This is a genomic window from Klebsiella sp. CN_Kp113 (assembly GCF_040064585.1).
Taxonomy (GTDB): Bacteria; Pseudomonadota; Gammaproteobacteria; order Enterobacterales; family Enterobacteriaceae; genus Klebsiella; species Klebsiella michiganensis.
On sequence record NZ_JBEAID010000009.1, the window covers coordinates 121,126 to 138,463 of the forward strand.

Sequence of the window (17,338 nt, forward strand, 5' to 3'; positions counted from 1 at the left end):
ACAGCCACTATTGTGCCATTTTTTAGCCGTCGGAAGGAACGTCTTTCTGAGCAAACTGGAATCACGCTCGAGGTTATGCTGAGCGAAGCGCGTCCGGGTAAGGAGTCTTACCCGGACAACCCATCAGTGGCTTAGCCGCGCGATCGCGACACTCGCCACAGGAGTGACGGGATAGTGTTACTCCGCCGCGGCGGGTTTGCGCGGGCGACGACGGCGAGGAGGCTTACCGTCCTGAGTTCGCGCTTTCGGCGCTTCGCCATCGGTACGACGCGGAGCGGACTGCTGACCGCGACCTTGCCCCTGGCCACCGCGACCCTGACCCTGGCCACCGCGACCGCCGCCGCGCTGCTGCTGACGACCGTTCTGAATCGGCTCGGCTTTAATCGATGGATCCGGCTCGTAGCCCGCCAGGGCAATACGCGGGATCTCTTTTTTCAGCAAGCGTTCGATATCATGCAGCAGTTTATGTTCATCAACGCAAACCAGCGACAGCGCTTCACCCGTTGCCGCGGCGCGCCCGGTACGACCGATACGGTGCACATAGTCTTCCGGTACGTTTGGCAGCTCGTAGTTCACCACGTGCGGCAGCTCTTCAATATCCAGACCGCGCGCGGCGATATCGGTGGCCACCAGTACGCGAATGCCGCCGGATTTAAAGTCAGCCAATGCGCGGGTACGCGCGCCCTGGCTCTTGTTGCCGTGAATAGCGGCGCTGCGGATGCCGTCTTTATTGAGCTGTTCCGCCAGATGGTTTGCGCCGTGCTTGGTGCGGGTAAAAACCAGCACCTGCTGCCAGTTACCTTCACCGATCATCTGCGACAGCAGCTCGCGTTTGCGCTTTTTATCGACAAAATGCACCAGCTGGCTCACCTGCTCAGAGGCGGTGTTGCGGCGGGCGACTTCGATCTCCAGTGGGTTATGCAGCAGCTTTTCCGCCAGCGATTTAATGTCATCGGAGAAGGTTGCGGAGAACAGCAGGTTCTGACGTCTGGCCGGCAGCTTCGCCAGCACCCGGCGAATATCGTGAATAAAGCCCATATCCAGCATACGGTCGGCTTCGTCCAGCACCAGCACTTCGACTTTGTCGAGGCTCACGGCGTTCTGATGTTCAAGATCCAGCAGACGACCCGGCGTTGCCACCAGGATATCGACGCCGCTGCGCAGCTTCATCATCTGCGGATTAATGCTCACGCCGCCGAACACCACCAGCGAGCGAACGTTGAGGTATTTGCTGTAATCCCGGACGTTCTCGCCAATCTGCGCCGCCAGCTCGCGCGTTGGGGTCAGGATCAGCGCACGCACCGGGCGACGCCCTTTAGCATGCGGCTCCTTTTGGATCAGATGCTGAAGCAGCGGCAGCGTAAATCCCGCCGTTTTGCCGGTACCGGTCTGAGCGCTGGCCATCAGATCGCGCCCCTGTAATACTGCCGGGATAGCCTGCTGCTGAATTGGGGTTGGCTCAACGTAGCCCTGCTCAGCGACGGCGCGCAGGATTTCAGGATTCAGGCCAAGGGAATCAAAAGACATAACAACTCCGAACCGCCCCGGCCCGTCACAGGCGTAGTTTTCAGGGAGATTATTGCGAAAGAGATGGCAAAAACCACAATGCCATGAAGCTGCGCAGTCTAGCAGATTTTGTGACGAACCGCATAAAATCTGCCGAAAAGAATCCTCCGGCTAACAAACCACTGTTCCCCGTCCTGTCGATGAGAATCGGCGATGGCGCTTCGCGCCAGGCGTCCCCGAAATAGCCCGTTTAATGCCTCGACGGGGAAACCGCGAACAAAAGCGGAGAAACGCCGCCGCAGAACGCGGCGGCGAAAGCGATTAACGCAGGCGATACTTAATTTTTTCGACCATCTTCGCGGTGGAGATGCCGTAGCGGTCGTGCAGCGTCGGAAGCGCGCCGGCCAGCAGGAATTCGTCAGGCAAACCGACGGTATCCAGCTCGCAGCGTACGCCTTTACGCATCAGCAGCGCGGCAACCGCCTCCCCCAGCCCGCCGACCGACGTGTGGTTTTCCGCGGTCACTACCAGACGGCCGGGCTTCGAAGCCTGCGCAACGATCGTTTTTTCATCAAGCGGTTTGATGGTGGGGACATGCAGCACCGCCGCGCTGATATTATCGGCCCGCAGTTTTTCAACCGCCTCGAGGGCGCGCATGGTCATCAGCCCGGAAGAGATAATCAGTACATCGTTACCGTCCTCCAGCAGCTTCGCCTTGCCCAGCTCAAACTGATAATCATATTTATCGAGCACCAGCGGCACCTTACCGCGCAATAGACGCATATACACCGGACCGTCGTGGTCGGCAATCGCCGGTACCGCCTGCTCTATCTCCAGCGCATCGCAGGGATCGACGATGACCATGCCGGGAATGCCGCGCATAATCGCCAGATCTTCCGTTGCCTGATGGCTCGGCCCGTAGCCGGTGGTCAGGCCCGGCAGCGCCGCGCAGATCTTCACGTTCAGATGCTCTTCGGCAATCACCTGATGGATAAAATCATAGGCGCGACGGGTGGCAAAAGCGGCATAGGTGGTGGCGAAGGGAATAAATCCCTCCTTCGCCATTCCCCCGGCGGCCCCCATCAGCAGCTGCTCCGCCATTCCCATCTGGAAGAAGCGATCCGGAAAGGCCTGGGCGAAAATATGCAGATCGGTATACTTTGACAGGTCCGCGGTCATACCGACGATTTCCGGGCGCTGGGCCGCCAGCTTCGAGAGCGCGACGCCAAACGGCGCGGAAACGGTCGCCTGACCTTCATCAGCAATGGAGGCGATCATCGCCGACGTTTTTAAGCGTGGTTTACTCTGGCTCATTACAGCACTCCTTCCGGTTTGTTGGCGTCCAGCACCGCAATCGCTTTTTGCCATTCGTCGGCATCGACGCGGATAAAATGGTTCTTATCGCGGGTTTCAAGGAACGGCACCCCTTTGCCCATCAGCGTGTCGCATAAAATGACCCGCGGCTGGTTGCCCGCATGATTTTTCGCGTTATCAAAGGCGGCCACCACCGCTGCCAGATCGTTACCGTCCACGCGCTGCACGTACCAGCCGAAGGCGGCCCATTTTTCATGCAGCGGCTCAAAGCCGAGAATTTTGCGCGAATCGCCGTCCGCCTGCTGTTTGTTCACGTCAACGAGGTTAATCAGATTAGTCAGGCCGTAGTGGGCCGCCGACATCGCCGCTTCCCAGGTTGAACCTTCGTCCAGCTCCCCATCCGACATAGAGTTAAAAACCCAGGATGCGCTGCCCTTTTTCTTCAGACCGAGCGCCATCCCGACGGCGATGGAGAGCCCCTGCCCCAGCGAGCCGCCGGACATCTCCATTCCAGGCGTATAGGTCGCCATGCCCGACATCGGCAGGCGGCTGTCGTCGGAACCGTAGGTCTCCAGCTCCTCTTCCGGGATAATTCCCGCTTCCAGCAGCGCCGCATAATAGGCGATGGCGTAATGACCGTGAGAGAGCAGAAAACGGTCACGCCCTTCCCACTGCGGATCTTCCGGACGGTAGCGCATCGCGTGGCTGAAGGCGGTGGCCAGCACATCCGCATAGCCTAATGCCTGGCCGATATAGCCCTGCCCCTGGACTTCGCCCATTTGCAGGGCATAGCGACGGATACGCCACGCCGCCGCGGCAACTTGTTGTGTTTCTGTCATCTTCATCTGATTGCCTCGCTTAGTGGATTAACATGCCGCCGTTCACGTCCAGGGTGATACCGGTCGAGTAGGAAGAGAGATCGCTGCCGAGGAACAGGGCGGCGCGCGCGATATCCACCGCATCGCCCAGACGGTTCATCGGGATCCCGGCGAGGATATTGGCCGTCATGTCGTCGGTCAGCTTGCCGGCGGTAATATCGGTCTGAATCAGCCCCGGCGTGATGCAGTTTACGCGGACGTTATCCGGGCCAAGCTCGCGCGCCATCGCCCGCGCCAGGCCGAGCACACCGGCTTTTGCCGCGCTGTAGTGCGGGCCGCCGAAGATACCGCCGCCGCGCTGGGCGGAAACCGATGAGATACAGACAATGCTGCCCGATTTTTGCGCCCGCATCGCCGGAATAACCGCCTGCGACATCAGCAGCGTGCCGCGCAGGCTGACGTCCAGCACCGCGTCATAGTTGGCACGCTTAATTTCCATCAGCTTCAGCGGCTGGGTAATGCCGGCGTTATTCACCAGCACATCAACCCGGCCATATTTCGCCACAATCTGTTCGATCGCCGCCTGCACCTGAACTTCATCGGCGACGTTCGCTGCCAGACCAAGATGGCCTTCGCCCAGGGCCGCCGCAGCGGCTTTGCTGGCTTCGCCATTGAGGTCGATAATGACCACGCTGGCGCCGTTCTCGGCAAATAATTTGGCGGTGGCAAAACCCAAACCGCGTGCGGAGGCCGCGCCAGTAATAATGGCGACTTTATCTTTTAATAACATATTTTCACTCCATGACATGACGTCATATTAATTAACAGAAATATTGCCGTTATTGTGGCTCATCGAGGAAAAGAATCACCACCAGACCTATTGCGGCGCAGATACCAAAATAGGTGAATACAGAATTAAAGCTGCCGGTCTGATCAAGTAAAAAACCGGCGGCCATCGGGGCGACAAAGCCGCCAAGGTTGCCGCCGCTATTAATAATAGAAGAGGCAATCGGATAGGTTTTACTGTCCGAAACGGCCATTCCGTAGGCGGTAAAAGCCGGCCAGCCAATATTCAAACAAAAACCGACAAAGAATAATCCAATACATACCGCCAAGGTGCTTGCTGGAATGTTCAGCATAATGAGCATCATGACCACGGTTGAAATCGCGGTGAACATCATGGTGGGTTTACGCCGGCGGCCTAACACTTTATCCGAGATCCAGCCTCCACCAATCGCGCCAATAAAGCCGCCGATGCACGGCATACTCGCCACGAAGCCCATACTCATCACGTCAAAACCGCGCTCTTTCACTAAATACAGCGGGATCCACGTTAATAACCCGTACAGCACGCTGACCATCATAAAATAGGCCAGACAGTCACCAAGAATATTTTTCGAGGTAAATAATCCTTTCGCCGTATCGATAGGCGCCATCTTTTTCACCCGAATAATTTTATCCAGCCAGGTGAAGCGGTCGGCAATTAATATATTTTCGCGGACGGCGTTTTTATCAGTTTCACGCCCGGCATTAATCTCTTCCAGTTCGCGTTGCGAAACAAATCCGCTTTCCGCGGGCGTTGACTTAACCAACAGGTACCACGCGACCGCCGCCACAATCCCCGGTATCGCAAAGGAGAAAAAGACCCATCGCCAGCCCCAGGTAACCGCGATCCACACCGCCAGCGGCGGTACGATTATCGGCGCAAACATGGTGGCGGCGATGTAGACGCCCGTTGCCGTGGCCTTCTCTTTCGGCGGGAACCAGTTATTAATGGTTGAAGCCAGCCCCACCGGGCACGGCCCTTCGCTAAGCCCCAGCCCCAGTCGCACCATCTTCAGGCCAAATACCGAGCTCACGGTGCCCATCAGCCAGGTAAAAGCGGAAAAGCCGAAAATAGACAGCGAGACCAGTCCCCGGGTGCCGCGTCTGGCAATAAAAAAACCGGCCGGGATCTGGCTTACCGCATAGCCGAGGAAAAACATGCTGGCGATGGCCCCGGCCTCAAAGTTGTTGATATGAAACTCGTCAATAATGAACGGCAGTACCGCACCGATATTCGTTCTGTCGGCGTAATTTATGGCATACACCAGGAAAATCATCGTCAAAACCACGAAACGATATTTTGTTTTTCTGGCGTCAGTACAGACAACAGTATCTATACGTGACATAGGGTATCCTCTTTATTTTTTTATGTTTTTGTCGCGACCCTTACCGCATCGCGCCCTGTTATCAGGCCTGTAGTTGCAATATAACAATCCCAAAAAGAAAGAGTATTCAAAAAAGCTCAATTGCGCGTGAGAAAAATTTGCTTCGTGACTGCACTCAAATTCCTGTGAATTATTTTTTTCGAAAGTTGTGCATTTAAAACTGTTAACTTCATCACGGATTGCGCCATCACTTATTTTCCGGCTGTGCTATGCTGACCATCATTTTCTGGGATAACGGCTGGACGTCCTTCTTTCTGAGTAAAAAAACCGCCTTGCGTTATTCCCCCCGCCGGAGGAAATCATGAACCAGCCGCTGCAGAATAAAAGCTTGCCGATGCCATCCTTACGTAATATTCAGGCCTTTATTGAAGTGGCTGATACCGGCAGCCTGAACCTGGCGGCAGAGAATCTTAATATTACGGCCTCCGCGGTAAGTCATCAGATAGCCAGCCTGGAACAGTATCTGGGAAAAAAGATATTTTCCCGTAGCAGTAAAGGGATGGTATTAACCACAATTGGCGAAAAATACCTTAAAGAGGTTTCCGGGGCGTTAAATGTTATTGGTCAGGCCACTAACCAGGTGATTAATGATATCCACCAGGATTATTTACGGATTCATTCCGCGCCGAGCTTTGGATTATTGTGGCTGATGCCCCGTCTGAATAAATTTCGCCAGGCCTGGCCGGAGCTTAAAATTAGCCTGACCTGCTCTTATGAAAGCATCCAGTTCTCCCGCGATAATATTGATATCGATATTCGCCACGGGCTCTCACAGTGGCCAACCCTGGTGGTCAAGACCATAAAAAATGAACGCGTGCTCCCCTTTAGCTCATCGACTTATTTAGCCGGCCGCGACGTTCAGTCCATTGAAGACCTGCTGGCCTGCGACCTTATTCATTCCGATAGCACGCTGATAGGCTGGAGCAACTGGCTGTCGTGGCATAAGGTTCGCGGCTGGAATAAAAACTTTATTTTTAATTTTGACCGCTCCTATATGAGTATTGAGGCTGCCCGGATGGGAATGGGGATTATTCTTGAGAGTAATTTGCTGGCCGGGCAGAGCGTGAGCCAACGCCACCTGGAACCCGTCTTTACCCGCGACGTCAGCATGCCGGTTAACGCGCATCACTTCGTTCTACCGCACCCGAATGAACAAAAAGAGAAAGTGAAGATCTTCTTTGCCTGGGTTGCCGAAGAGCTGAGTCGCGAAGGATTTCATATCTAGCAGCAAACGGTGGACAAACCGCCAACCTGCGCCTAGAGTTAATCAATCGATTGATTAACTTTTCTCGCGCGATGACAACCACTCCCACGACCAGTAAGGGCGAGCAGGCGAAAAGCCTGCTTATCGCCGCCGCAATCGCCCAGTTTGGCGAATACGGCCTGCACGCCACAACCCGCGATATTGCCGCCCAGGCCGGGCAGAATATCGCCGCCATTACCTACTATTTTGGTTCCAAGGACGATCTCTATCTCGCCTGCGCCCAGTGGATTGCCGATTTTATCGAGCACAATTTCCGCCCCCACGCGCAGGCGGCGGAAGCGCTGTGCGCTGAGCCTGTTCCGGATAAAGCCGCCATGCGCACCCTAATACTGGGCGCCTGCCAGAATATGATTTTGCTGCTGACCCAGGACGACACCGTCAATTTGAGCAAATTTATCTCCCGCGAGCAGCTGTCGCCAACGCCGGCCTACCGGCTCATCCACGATCAGGTGATTGCTCCGCTACACTGCTACCTGACCCGCTTAATCGCCGCCTATACCGGCCTTAACGCTGACAGCACGGAAATGGTCCTCCACACCCACGCGCTGCTGGGCGAAGTTCTCGCTTTTCGCCTTGGTCGGGAAACGGTGCTGCGCCGCGCGGGCTGGGCTGAATTCGATCGGGACAAAACCGCGCAAATTATTGAGGTTATCACCTGCCATATTGATTTCGTTCTGGAAGGATTATCGCAAAGGAGTCTGGAGTCATGAAAAAACCGCTCATCGTCGTTGTGCTGCTTCTCCTGCTGGCCGCTGTCATTGGCGGAGGCTGGTGGTGGTACCAGAGCAGCCAGCAGAAAGCGCTCACGCTGTATGGCAACGTGGATATTCGTACCGTCAACCTCAGCTTCCGCGTGGGCGGGCGGCTGGCGTCGCTCAGCGTCGACGAGGGCGATGCGATTAAAGCCGGGCAGACCCTGGGCGAGCTGGACCGAGCGCCCTACGAGAATGCCCTGCAGCAGGCTCAGGCCAACGTTTCCACCGCCCAGGCGCAGTACGACCTGATGATGGCGGGGTATCGCTCGGAAGAGATCGCTCAGGCCGCCGCCGCGGTCAACCAGGCGCAGGCCGCTTACGACTATGCGCAGAATTTTTACCAGCGCCAGCTGGGGCTGCGCAAAAGCAGCGCCATCTCCGCTAACGACCTGGAAAACGCCCGCTCATCGCGCGATCAGGCCCAGGCGACGCTGAAGTCCGCGCAGGATAAGCTGCGCCAGTACCGCGCCGGTAATCGTCCGCAGGAAATCGCCCAGGCCAAAGCCAGCCTTGAACAGGCGCAGGCCGCGCTGGCGCAGGCGAAGCTGGATCTGCACGATACCACGCTGGCCTCGCCGTCCGACGGGACGCTGATGACCCGCGCCGTCGAGCCGGGCAGCATGCTCAGCGCTGGCGGCACGGTGATGACGTTATCGTTAACCCATCCGGTGTGGGTACGCGCCTATATCGATGAAAAAAACCTCGGTCAGGCCCAGCCGGGTCGCGAAGTGCTGCTTTACACCGATAGTCGCCCGGATAAACCCTACCGCGGCAAAATCGGCTTCGTCTCCCCTACCGCTGAATTCACGCCGAAAACCGTGGAAACGCCGGACCTGCGCACCGATCTGGTTTATCGCCTGCGTATTGTGGTCACTGATGCCGACGACGCGCTGCGCCAGGGGATGCCGGTCACCGTCACCTTCAGTCACGGAAACGGCCAATGAGCGAGGACGTGATTACGCTGAGCGGCCTGACCCGGCGCTTTGCCGGCATGGATCGCCCGGCCGTCGCGCCGCTGGACTGCACCATTCACTCCGGCTATGTGACCGGTCTGGTGGGCCCGGATGGCGCCGGAAAAACCACCCTGATGCGCATGCTCGCCGGGCTGCTGAAGCCCAACGCAGGCAGCGCAAAAGTGATCGGCTTCGACCCGATTGCCGACGATAGCGCCCTGCATGCGGTGCTCGGCTATATGCCGCAGAAATTCGGCCTGTATGAAGATCTGACGGTGATGGAAAACCTGACGCTCTACGCCGATCTGCGCAGCGTGACCGGCGAGGCGCGGGAAAAAACCTTCGCCAGGCTGCTGGAGTTTACCTCCCTCGGCCCCTTTACCGGCCGGCTGGCGGGCAAGCTTTCCGGCGGCATGAAGCAGAAACTTGGCCTGGCCTGCACCCTCGTCGGCGAACCGAAAGTCCTGCTACTGGACGAACCCGGCGTCGGCGTCGACCCTATCTCCCGCCGCGAACTGTGGCAGATGGTGCACGAACTGGCGGGCGACGGAATGCTGATCCTCTGGAGCACCTCTTATCTTGATGAGGCCGAGCAGTGCCGGGACGTTCTGTTGATGAACGAGGGCCAGCTGCTCTACCAGGGGGCGCCAAAAGAGCTGACGCAGACCATGGCCGGACGCAGCTTTTTGGTTTCCAGCGCCCGGGAGAATAACCGCCGCCTCCTCCAGCGTACGCTGAAGCTACCGCAGGTCAGCGATGGCGTGATTCAGGGTAAATCGGTACGCCTGATCCTTAAAAAAGAGGCCAGCATAAGCGATGTACAGAAGGCTGGCGATATGCCGCCGCTGGAGGTCGCCGAAACCGCGCCGCGCTTCGAGGATGCCTTTATCGACCTGCTGGGCGGCGCCGGTACTGCCGAATCGCCGCTGGGCAACATTATCCACACCGTGGAAGGCTCCCATGAGGACACGGTGATTGAAGCGCAGACCCTGACCAAGAAATTCGGCGATTTTGCCGCCACCGACCACGTTGATTTTCAGGTCAAACGCGGGGAGATTTTCGGCCTCCTCGGGCCTAACGGCGCGGGAAAGTCTACGACGTTTAAGATGATGTGCGGCCTGCTGGTCCCCACCTCCGGGAAAGCGCTGGTGCTGGGCATGGACCTGAAAGTCAGCTCCGGCAAGGCGCGTCAGCATCTGGGCTATATGGCGCAGAAGTTCTCGCTCTACGGCAACCTTTCCGTTGAGCAGAACCTGCGCTTCTTCTCCGGCGTCTACGGCCTGCGCGGACGGGCGCAGAACGACAAAATCGCCAGCATGAGCGAGGCGTTTGGCCTGAAAAGCATCGCCCGGCAGGCCGCCGACGATCTGCCGCTCGGCTATAAACAGCGCCTGGCGCTGGCCTGCTCGCTGATGCACGAACCGGATATCCTGTTTCTTGATGAACCCACTTCCGGGGTCGATCCCCTCACCCGCCGCGAATTCTGGCTGCATATCAACAGTATGGTGGATAAAGGCGTGACGGTGATGGTCACCACCCACTTTATGGATGAAGCGGAGTATTGCGATCGTATCGGCCTGGTCTATCGCGGCAAACTGATCGCCAGCGGCACGCCGGACGATCTGAAGGCGCTGGCGGCGGATGATGAACAGCCTGACCCGACGATGGAGCAGGCGTTTATCACCCTCATTCACGACTGGGATAAGGAGAACGCCGGTGAGCGCTAAACTGCTATCGTGGCGGCGCGTACGCGCCCTGTGCGTGAAAGAGACGCGGCAGATTGTCCGCGACCCCAGCAGCTGGCTGATTGCGGTGGTCATCCCCCTGCTGCTGCTGTTTATCTTTGGCTACGGGATTAACCTCGACTCCAGCAAGCTGCGGGTGGGCGTGCTGCTGGAGCAGCAGAGCGAAGAGGCGCTGGATTTTGTCCATACCATGACCGGCTCCCCTTATATCGACGCCACCATCAGCGATAACCGCCAGGAACTGGTGCAGATGATGCAGGCGGGACGCATTCGCGCCCTGGTAACCCTGCCGGTGGACTTCGACCAGAAGATGGCCCGCCCCGGCGACGATGCGCCGATCCAGCTCATCACCGACGGTAGCGAACCGAATACCGCTAACTTCGCCCAGGGCTACGTCGAAGGCATCTGGCAAATCTGGCAGCAGCAGCGGGCGGAAGATCGCGGCGAAACCTTCGAGCCGCTAATCGACGTGCAGACGCGCTACTGGTTTAACCCGGCCGCGATCAGCCAGCATTTTATTATCCCCGGCGCGATTACCATCATTATGACGGTAGTCGGCGCGATCCTGACCTCGCTGGTGGTGGCCCGCGAGTGGGAGCGCGGCACCATGGAGGCGCTGCTGTCGACCGAGATTACCCGCGCCGAGCTGCTGCTGTGCAAGCTGATCCCCTACTATTTCCTCGGCATGCTGGCGATGCTGCTGTGTATGCTGGTGGCGGTGTTTATTCTCGGCGTGCCCTTTCGCGGTTCGCTGGTGATTCTGTTTTTTATCACCAGCCTGTTTTTGCTGAGCACCCTGGGAATGGGGCTGCTGATTTCCACCATTACCCGCAACCAGTTTAACGCCGCGCAGGTGGCGCTGAATGCCGCATTCCTGCCTTCAATTATGCTGTCCGGGTTTATTTTTCAGATAGACAGCATGCCGGCGATAATCCGCGCGGTGACCTACGTGATCCCGGCGCGCTATTTTGTCAGCACCCTGCAAAGCCTGTTTCTGGCGGGCAACATCCCGGTGGTGCTGCTGGTGAACGTGATGTTTTTAATCGCCTCGGCGGTGATGTTTATCGGCCTGACGTGGCTGAAAACCAAACGGCGTCTGGATTAATTTGCCTGCGTGCCCCCCGGGTTGCGGCTAACGTCTTACCCGGGCTACCGTTTCTGCCAGATTGGGTAGCCAGGATAAGCGCAGTCCGGGAATACAAAGCAGTATAAAGAGAGAATATAAGATGTTTCATCGCTTATGGACGTTAATCCGCAAAGAGCTACAGTCGCTGTTGCGTGAACCGCAGACGCGGGCGATTTTGATTATGCCGGTGCTCATTCAGGTGCTGCTGTTCCCCTTTGCCGCCACGCTGGAGGTAACGAACGCCACCATCGCCATCTATAACGAAGACAACGGCAAGCACGCCGTGGAGCTGACCCAGCGCTTTGCCCGCGCCAAAGCCTTCACCCACGTGCTGTTACTGAAAAGTCCTCAGGAAATAAGACCGACCATCGATGAACAAAAAGCGCTATTGGTCGTGCGTTTCCCGGCGGATTTTTCGCGCAACCTCGACACCAACCAGACCGCCCCGCTCCAGCTGCTGCTGGACGGGCGCAACTCCAACAGCGCGCAAATTGCCGCCAACTACCTCCAGCAGATCGTCAAAAGCTATCAGCAGGACCTGCTGGAAGGCAAAGCCAAACCGAACAATAGCGAGCTGGTGGTACGCAACTGGTATAACCCGAATCTCGATTACAAATGGTTCGTGGTGCCGTCGCTGATCGCCATGATCACCACCATCGGCGTAATGATCGTCACCTCGCTCTCCGTTGCCCGCGAGCGCGAACAGGGGACGCTCGACCAGCTGCTGGTCTCGCCGCTGGCAACCTGGCAGATCTTTATCGGTAAAGCGGTCCCGGCGCTGATTGTCGCCACCCTGCAGGCGACCATCGTGCTGGGGATCGGTATCTGGGCCTATCAGATTCCCTTCGCTGGCTCACTGCTGCTGTTTTACTTCACGATGATCGTTTACGGTCTGTCGCTGGTAGGATTCGGACTGCTGATTTCGTCGCTGTGCTCCACGCAGCAGCAGGCGTTTATCGGCGTATTCGTCTTTATGATGCCGGCGATTTTACTCTCCGGCTACGTTTCGCCGGTGGAAAATATGCCGGTATGGCTACAAAACCTGACGTGGGTGAACCCGATTCGTCATTTCACCGATATCACCAAGCAGATCTATTTGAAGGATGCGAGTCTGGAAATCGTGTGGGGAAGTTTGTGGCCGCTACTGGTCATAGCGGCCACCACCGGCTCGGCGGCGTATGCGATGTTCCGAAGAAAGATCGCGTAATACTCGTCATCGTTCAAGCCGCAACTGTGCTGGCTCGCCTTGCTCCCCCCAGTCACATAGTTATCTATGCTTCTGGGGATTCGCTGCGTTGCCGCCTTGTTGTAGCCCGAACGATTTAGCGTATCTGTTTTTATCTTTCGCCAGCAGTGAAACCACCGCCGGACCGGCCAGTATTGCCAGCCCGGCGAGGGCCAGCAGCAGGTTATTGTGCAGCACGCGCGACAGCAGCCACAGCACGATCACCGCGGTACCGAAGTACCAGGTGGTGGTGAGTTCCTCAAGGAAATCACCGACGTCGCGCCAGCGCTCATCGTGATGGCGCTGCAAAAACAGCATCGACACTAACGTGACGCCGTACAGCACGCACAAACCTAATCCGACGCGCACCAGCGCGCCGCTCATCCAACCCATCACCAGTACTGCCACGACCAGTAGATGCAACATAATCTGCCAGCAACTAAGACCCGTTGCGACGCGTACACGTTGTTGCCACTTCATGGCTTCTCTCCTGAAGGATTTTTCTCTGCTACTCAGAGTACCGCACTTTACGGAAAATTCCGTATCACCGCATCTTTTTGTGACCTCTACTACACTATTTCCTACAGGAAAGTGACATTGCCCAGAGAAATAAGGACAAACAAATGCCGCGATTTTCGTTAAACGTGCTGACAATTAACACCCATAAAGGGTTTACTGCGTTCAATCGCCGCTTTATTTTGCCCGAATTACGCGAAGCGGTGCGCAGCGTCAGCGCCGACATTGTTTGCCTGCAGGAGGTGATGGGGGCGCACGAAATTCATCCGCTGCATATCGAAAACTGGCCGGATACCACCCACTATGAGTTTCTGGCCGATACCATGTGGAGCGATTACGCCTACGGCCGCAACGCCGTTTACCCGGAAGGGCATCACGGCAACGCGGTCCTCTCCCGCTTCCCCATCGAACATTATCAAAATCTTGATGTGTCGGTCGGCAACAGCGAAAAGCGCGGCCTGCTCTACTGCCGCATCGTCCCGCCGGAAAGCGGCATCGCTATCCATTTATTCTGCGTGCACCTGGGACTGCGCGCTCATCAACGTCAGGCCCAGCTGACAATGCTGGCAGACTGGGTGAACGGTTTACCCGCGGGCGAACCGGTGGTGGTAGCCGGTGATTTTAACGACTGGCGGCAGCAGGCGAACCGCCAGCTTAAAGCCCAGGCCGGGCTGGAGGAGATTTTTACCCGCGCCAGAGGGCGCCCGGCGCGCACTTTCCCGGTCAGCTTTCCGCTGCTGCGACTTGACCGCATCTACGTAAAAAACGCCCACGCCAGCCAGCCCAGAGCGCTGGCGTTAAAACAGTGGCGTCATCTGTCCGATCATGCACCGCTTAGCGTGGAGATACATCTGTGAAATGCAGCTGGCAGGAAGGAAACCGCATTCGGCTATTAGAAAATGGCGATAACTATTATCCGGCCCTGTTTGCCGCCATCGGCCGCGCGCAGCAGCGGGTGATCCTTGAGTCTTTTATCTGGTTTGAAGATGACGTCGGCAAACAGCTCCATGCCGTTCTGTTAAAAGCGGCCCAGCGCGGCGTGCGCGTCGAGGTCTTACTGGACGGCTACGGCTCGCCGGATTTAAGCGAAAGCTTTGTGGGCGAGCTGACGTCGGCTGGCGTGATTTTTCGCTATTACGATCCGCGCCCGCGCCTGCTCGGCATGCGCACTAATTTATTTCGCCGTATGCATCGCAAAATCGTGGTGATCGACGACGTTACCGCCTTTGTCGGCGGCATTAACTACTCCGCCGAGCACATGACCGATTACGGTCCGGAGGCCAAACAGGATTACGCCGTACAAGTCGAAGGGCCGGTGGTGCTCGATATTCTGCAATTTGAACTCGAAAACCTCCCCACCAGCGAAGCGACCCGACGCTGGTGGCAGCGGCGTCGGCATAAGCCTGAAATCAACCGCAACCCCGGCGAAGCGCAGGCGCTGTTTATCTGGCGGGATAATCAGGATCATCGCGATGATATTGAGCGTCACTATCTGAAGATGCTGACCAGCGCCCGCCGGGAAGTGATTATCGCTAACGCCTACTTTTTCCCCGGCTATCGGCTGCTGCACGCTATGCGCAACGCTGCCCGCCGCGGCGTGCGCGTTAAGCTCATCGTTCAGGGTGAGCCGGATATTCCGATTGTCAAATTCGGCGCGCGCCTGCTCTACCACTATCTGGTAAAAGGCGGCGTGCAGATTTTCGAATATCGCCGCCGTCCGCTACACGGCAAAGTGGCGCTGGCGGACGATCACTGGGCCACTGTGGGCTCCAGCAACCTCGACCCCCTGAGCCTGTCGCTGAATCTGGAAGCCAACCTGGTGATTCACGACCGCGAGTTTAACCAGACGCTGCGCGATAATCTCAATGGCTTAATCCTTAACGACTGCCGCGAGGTCGATAAGCGCATTTTGTCGAAACGAACCTGGTGGCGGCTCGGCATTAGCGTGCTGGCGTTCCACTTCCTGCGCCACTTCCCTGCCTGGGTCGGATGGCTACCGGCCCATACGCCGCTGCTGTCGCGGGTTCAGCCCCCGGTACAGCCAGAAATAGAAACCCAGGACCGCGTGGACCCGGAAAACCAGGAGGTGAAATCCTGATGGCGAAATCTCACCCTCGCTGGCGGATGGCGAAAAAAATCCTGACGGTGCTCTTTTTTATCGCCGTCGTCGTTCTGCTGGTGGTCTACGCGCAAAAAATCGACTGGCAGGACGTGTGGAAGGTCATTCGCGATTACAACCGTACGGCGCTGCTCAGCGCCATCGGGTTGGTTATCGCCAGCTACCTGATCTATGGCTGCTACGACCTGCTGGGGCGCGCTTACTGCGGCCACAAGCTGGCTAAACGCCAGGTGATGCTGGTGTCGTTTATCTGCTACGCCTTTAACCTGACGCTCAGCACCTGGGTGGGTGGGATTGGTATGCGCTATCGGCTCTACTCGCGCCTCGGCCTGAGCGGCGCAACCATTACCCGTATCTTCTCCCTGAGCATTACCACCAACTGGCTGGGCTATATTCTGCTCGGCGGCATTATTTTTAGCTCCGGCATGGTGAAGGTGCCCGAGCGCTGGTATATCAGCCAGTCGTCGCTGCAAATTCTGGGCGTCGTTTTACTGCTGATTTCCGCGTTTTACCTGTGGGCCTGCGCCTTTGCTAAAAAGCGCCATCTGACGATAAAAGGCCAGCGGCTGGTTCTGCCGTCCTGGCGCTTCGCGTTATTGCAGATGGCGGTTTCCAGCCTGAACTGGATGGCGATGGGGGCGATTATCTGGCTGCTGCTGGGCCCGCAGGTGGACTATTTTCTCGTGCTCGGCGTGCTGCTGGTCAGCAGCATTGCGGGGGTTATCGTGCATATTCCGGCAGGCATTGGCGTGCTTGAGGCGGTATTTATCGCCATGCTTTCCGGGGAAGAGATTTCGCGCGGCGCGATTATCGCCGCCCTGCTTGCCTATCGCGCCCTGTACTACTTCCTGCCGCTGCTGCTGGCGACCATCGGCTACCTGATTCTGGAGAGCCGGGCGAAGCATCTGCGGGAGAAAAACCAGCGCAAGCTGGCGGGCGAGTAGTCAAAAAAGCCCCGGTCGCGGATGCTGACCGGGGCTACAGGTTCATCGTTTTCTGCGGTCTGGTAGCCCGGATAAGGCGCATCGCGCCGCCATCCGGGAACGAGTTAACGACGGTTGCCGAAAATGCGCAGCAGCATCAGGAACAGGTTGATAAAGTCCAGATACAGCGTCAGCGCCCCAAGAATCGAGTATTTGCGCAGCGTTGACGCATCGCGAACGTCAATCTGCTCGCCGATGTTTTTCAGCTTCTGGGTGTCATAGGCGGTCAGGCCGACGAAGACGATCACCCCGATGTAGGTCACCGCCCACATCAGCGCTTCGCTCTTCAGCCAGAAGTTAACCAGCGACGCCAGCAGGATACCGATAAGCGCCATAAACAGCATATTGCCGAAGCCGCTCAGGTCGCGTTTAGTGGTATAGCCGTAAAGGCTCATCACGCCAAACATCCCGCCTGCCACCACGAAGGTACTGGCGATCGATGAGTAGGTATAGACGAGGAATATACTGGATAAGGTGAGCCCGGTTAGCGCCGAATAGAGCATAAACAGAGTGGTCGCCATTCCCGCGCTCAGCCGCTGCACCATGCCGGAGAGCACAAATACCAGCCCCAGCTGGGCGATGATCAGGCCGAAAAAGGTTATTTTGCTGGAAAAGACAAACATCATCACCGCAGGGGTGTTGGCCGCAAACCACGCGATAAACGCCGTGAGCAGCAGCCCGACCGTCATCCAGCCGTACACCTGCGCCATATAAGTTTGAAGTCCGCTGCGACCCTGTACGATCGACCCGGAACGAGGATATCTATCCATGACTGTCTCCTGATTAACGAAATTTATCTTCTAA

General features: G+C 57.2%; 16 protein-coding genes. 9 read left to right on the forward strand and 7 right to left on the reverse strand.

Annotated elements, in window-relative coordinates:
* Positions 1–177 precede the first annotated feature (177 nt).
* From rhlE to ABLV30_RS03965, 5 genes are all read right to left on the reverse strand, one after another.
* Positions 178–1,527, reverse strand: coding sequence for an ATP-dependent RNA helicase RhlE (gene rhlE / locus ABLV30_RS03945; RefSeq protein WP_038424242.1), 1,350 nt, complete (start codon positions 1,525–1,527; stop codon positions 178–180).
* Positions 1,528–1,827: 300 nt separating this feature from the next.
* Positions 1,828–2,820, reverse strand: a complete 993-nt coding sequence (locus tag ABLV30_RS03950) for a transketolase family protein (RefSeq protein WP_014837873.1) — start codon at positions 2,818–2,820, stop codon at positions 1,828–1,830.
* Positions 2,820–3,665, reverse strand: coding sequence for a transketolase (locus tag ABLV30_RS03955; protein ID WP_014228507.1), 846 nt, complete (start codon positions 3,663–3,665; stop codon positions 2,820–2,822). The genes ABLV30_RS03950 and ABLV30_RS03955 overlap by 1 nt, the downstream gene beginning before the upstream one ends.
* 13 nt (positions 3,666–3,678) lie before the next feature.
* Positions 3,679–4,428: a glucose 1-dehydrogenase gene (locus ABLV30_RS03960; RefSeq protein WP_038424241.1), complete on the reverse strand. Its 750-nt coding sequence runs from the start codon at positions 4,426–4,428 to the stop codon at positions 3,679–3,681.
* A 49-nt stretch (positions 4,429–4,477) separates the two neighbouring features.
* A complete protein-coding gene (locus tag ABLV30_RS03965) occupies positions 4,478–5,809 on the reverse strand; it encodes an MFS transporter (protein WP_032748828.1) in 1,332 nt (443 codons plus the stop codon).
* A 340-nt stretch (positions 5,810–6,149) separates the two neighbouring features.
* Here ABLV30_RS03965 and ABLV30_RS03970 point away from each other — a divergent pair, with 340 nt between their 5' ends.
* From ABLV30_RS03970 to ABLV30_RS03995, 6 genes are all read left to right on the forward strand, one after another.
* Positions 6,150–7,073 (forward strand): LysR substrate-binding domain-containing protein, encoded by a 924-nt coding sequence (locus ABLV30_RS03970; protein WP_032748826.1) that lies wholly within the window; start codon positions 6,150–6,152, stop codon positions 7,071–7,073.
* 71 nt (positions 7,074–7,144) lie between these two features.
* The gene (gene cecR, locus ABLV30_RS03975; RefSeq protein WP_038424240.1) at positions 7,145–7,822 is read left to right on the forward strand and encodes a transcriptional regulator CecR; all 678 of its coding nucleotides are present in this window, start codon (positions 7,145–7,147) and stop codon (positions 7,820–7,822) included.
* A complete protein-coding gene (gene hlyD / locus ABLV30_RS03980) occupies positions 7,819–8,811 on the forward strand; it encodes a secretion protein HlyD (RefSeq protein WP_014228502.1) in 993 nt (330 codons plus the stop codon). The genes cecR and hlyD overlap by 4 nt, the downstream gene beginning before the upstream one ends.
* Positions 8,808–10,547 (forward strand): ATP-binding cassette domain-containing protein, encoded by a 1,740-nt coding sequence (locus tag ABLV30_RS03985; protein WP_038424239.1) that lies wholly within the window; start codon positions 8,808–8,810, stop codon positions 10,545–10,547. The genes hlyD and ABLV30_RS03985 overlap by 4 nt, the downstream gene beginning before the upstream one ends.
* Complete coding sequence (locus ABLV30_RS03990) at positions 10,537–11,670, forward strand: ABC transporter permease (protein WP_038424238.1); 1,134 nt, start codon at positions 10,537–10,539, stop codon at positions 11,668–11,670. The genes ABLV30_RS03985 and ABLV30_RS03990 overlap by 11 nt, the downstream gene beginning before the upstream one ends.
* A gap of 121 nt (positions 11,671–11,791) precedes the next feature.
* On the forward strand, positions 11,792–12,898 hold the full coding sequence (locus tag ABLV30_RS03995) for an ABC transporter permease (RefSeq protein ID WP_004849064.1): 1,107 nt from the start codon (positions 11,792–11,794) through the stop codon (positions 12,896–12,898).
* 60 nt (positions 12,899–12,958) lie between these two features.
* On the opposite strand, the gene ABLV30_RS04000 is transcribed toward ABLV30_RS03995, so the two are convergent.
* Positions 12,959–13,396 (reverse strand): YbhQ family protein, encoded by a 438-nt coding sequence (locus ABLV30_RS04000; RefSeq protein ID WP_004130686.1) that lies wholly within the window; start codon positions 13,394–13,396, stop codon positions 12,959–12,961.
* A gap of 143 nt (positions 13,397–13,539) precedes the next feature.
* Here ABLV30_RS04000 and ABLV30_RS04005 point away from each other — a divergent pair, with 143 nt between their 5' ends.
* Genes ABLV30_RS04005 through ABLV30_RS04015 form a run of 3 tightly spaced genes read left to right on the forward strand, consistent with a single transcriptional unit; the run spans position 13,540 to position 16,495 of the window.
* A complete protein-coding gene (locus ABLV30_RS04005; RefSeq protein WP_014228498.1) occupies positions 13,540–14,289 on the forward strand; it encodes an endonuclease/exonuclease/phosphatase family protein in 750 nt (249 codons plus the stop codon).
* Positions 14,286–15,530 (forward strand): cardiolipin synthase ClsB, encoded by a 1,245-nt coding sequence (clsB, locus tag ABLV30_RS04010; RefSeq protein WP_014837867.1) that lies wholly within the window; start codon positions 14,286–14,288, stop codon positions 15,528–15,530. The genes ABLV30_RS04005 and clsB overlap by 4 nt, the downstream gene beginning before the upstream one ends.
* Positions 15,530–16,495: a YbhN family protein gene (locus ABLV30_RS04015; RefSeq protein ID WP_025108110.1), complete on the forward strand. Its 966-nt coding sequence runs from the start codon at positions 15,530–15,532 to the stop codon at positions 16,493–16,495. Before clsB ends, ABLV30_RS04015 begins: the two co-directional genes overlap by 1 nt.
* A 104-nt stretch (positions 16,496–16,599) precedes the next feature.
* On the opposite strand, the gene ABLV30_RS04020 is transcribed toward ABLV30_RS04015, so the two are convergent.
* On the reverse strand, positions 16,600–17,304 hold the full coding sequence (locus tag ABLV30_RS04020; protein ID WP_025108111.1) for a Bax inhibitor-1/YccA family protein: 705 nt from the start codon (positions 17,302–17,304) through the stop codon (positions 16,600–16,602).
* Positions 17,305–17,338: the final 34 nt, after the last annotated feature.

Excerpts from the sequence above, each read along its gene's own strand:
- ABLV30_RS03985 (WP_038424239.1), top strand. The coding sequence starts at position 8,808 with ATGAGCGAGGACGTGATTACGCTGAGCGGCCTGACCCGGCGCTTTGCC.
- ABLV30_RS04005 (WP_014228498.1), top strand. The coding sequence starts at position 13,540 with ATGCCGCGATTTTCGTTAAACGTGCTGACAATTAACACCCATAAAGGG.
- ABLV30_RS04000 (WP_004130686.1), bottom strand. The coding sequence starts at position 13,396 with ATGAAGTGGCAACAACGTGTACGCGTCGCAACGGGTCTTAGTTGCTGG.
- rhlE (WP_038424242.1), bottom strand. The coding sequence starts at position 1,527 with ATGTCTTTTGATTCCCTTGGCCTGAATCCTGAAATCCTGCGCGCCGTC.
- ABLV30_RS03960 (WP_038424241.1), bottom strand. The coding sequence starts at position 4,428 with ATGTTATTAAAAGATAAAGTCGCCATTATTACTGGCGCGGCCTCCGCA.
- ABLV30_RS03950 (WP_014837873.1), bottom strand. The coding sequence starts at position 2,820 with ATGAGCCAGAGTAAACCACGCTTAAAAACGTCGGCGATGATCGCCTCC.
- ABLV30_RS04015 (WP_025108110.1), top strand. The coding sequence starts at position 15,530 with ATGGCGAAATCTCACCCTCGCTGGCGGATGGCGAAAAAAATCCTGACG.
- ABLV30_RS03955 (WP_014228507.1), bottom strand. The coding sequence starts at position 3,665 with ATGAAGATGACAGAAACACAACAAGTTGCCGCGGCGGCGTGGCGTATC.
- ABLV30_RS03965 (WP_032748828.1), bottom strand. The coding sequence starts at position 5,809 with ATGTCACGTATAGATACTGTTGTCTGTACTGACGCCAGAAAAACAAAA.
- ABLV30_RS03995 (WP_004849064.1), top strand. The coding sequence starts at position 11,792 with ATGTTTCATCGCTTATGGACGTTAATCCGCAAAGAGCTACAGTCGCTG.
- ABLV30_RS03970 (WP_032748826.1), top strand. The coding sequence starts at position 6,150 with ATGAACCAGCCGCTGCAGAATAAAAGCTTGCCGATGCCATCCTTACGT.
- cecR (WP_038424240.1), top strand. The coding sequence starts at position 7,145 with ATGACAACCACTCCCACGACCAGTAAGGGCGAGCAGGCGAAAAGCCTG.
- ABLV30_RS04020 (WP_025108111.1), bottom strand. The coding sequence starts at position 17,304 with ATGGATAGATATCCTCGTTCCGGGTCGATCGTACAGGGTCGCAGCGGA.
- hlyD (WP_014228502.1), top strand. The coding sequence starts at position 7,819 with ATGAAAAAACCGCTCATCGTCGTTGTGCTGCTTCTCCTGCTGGCCGCT.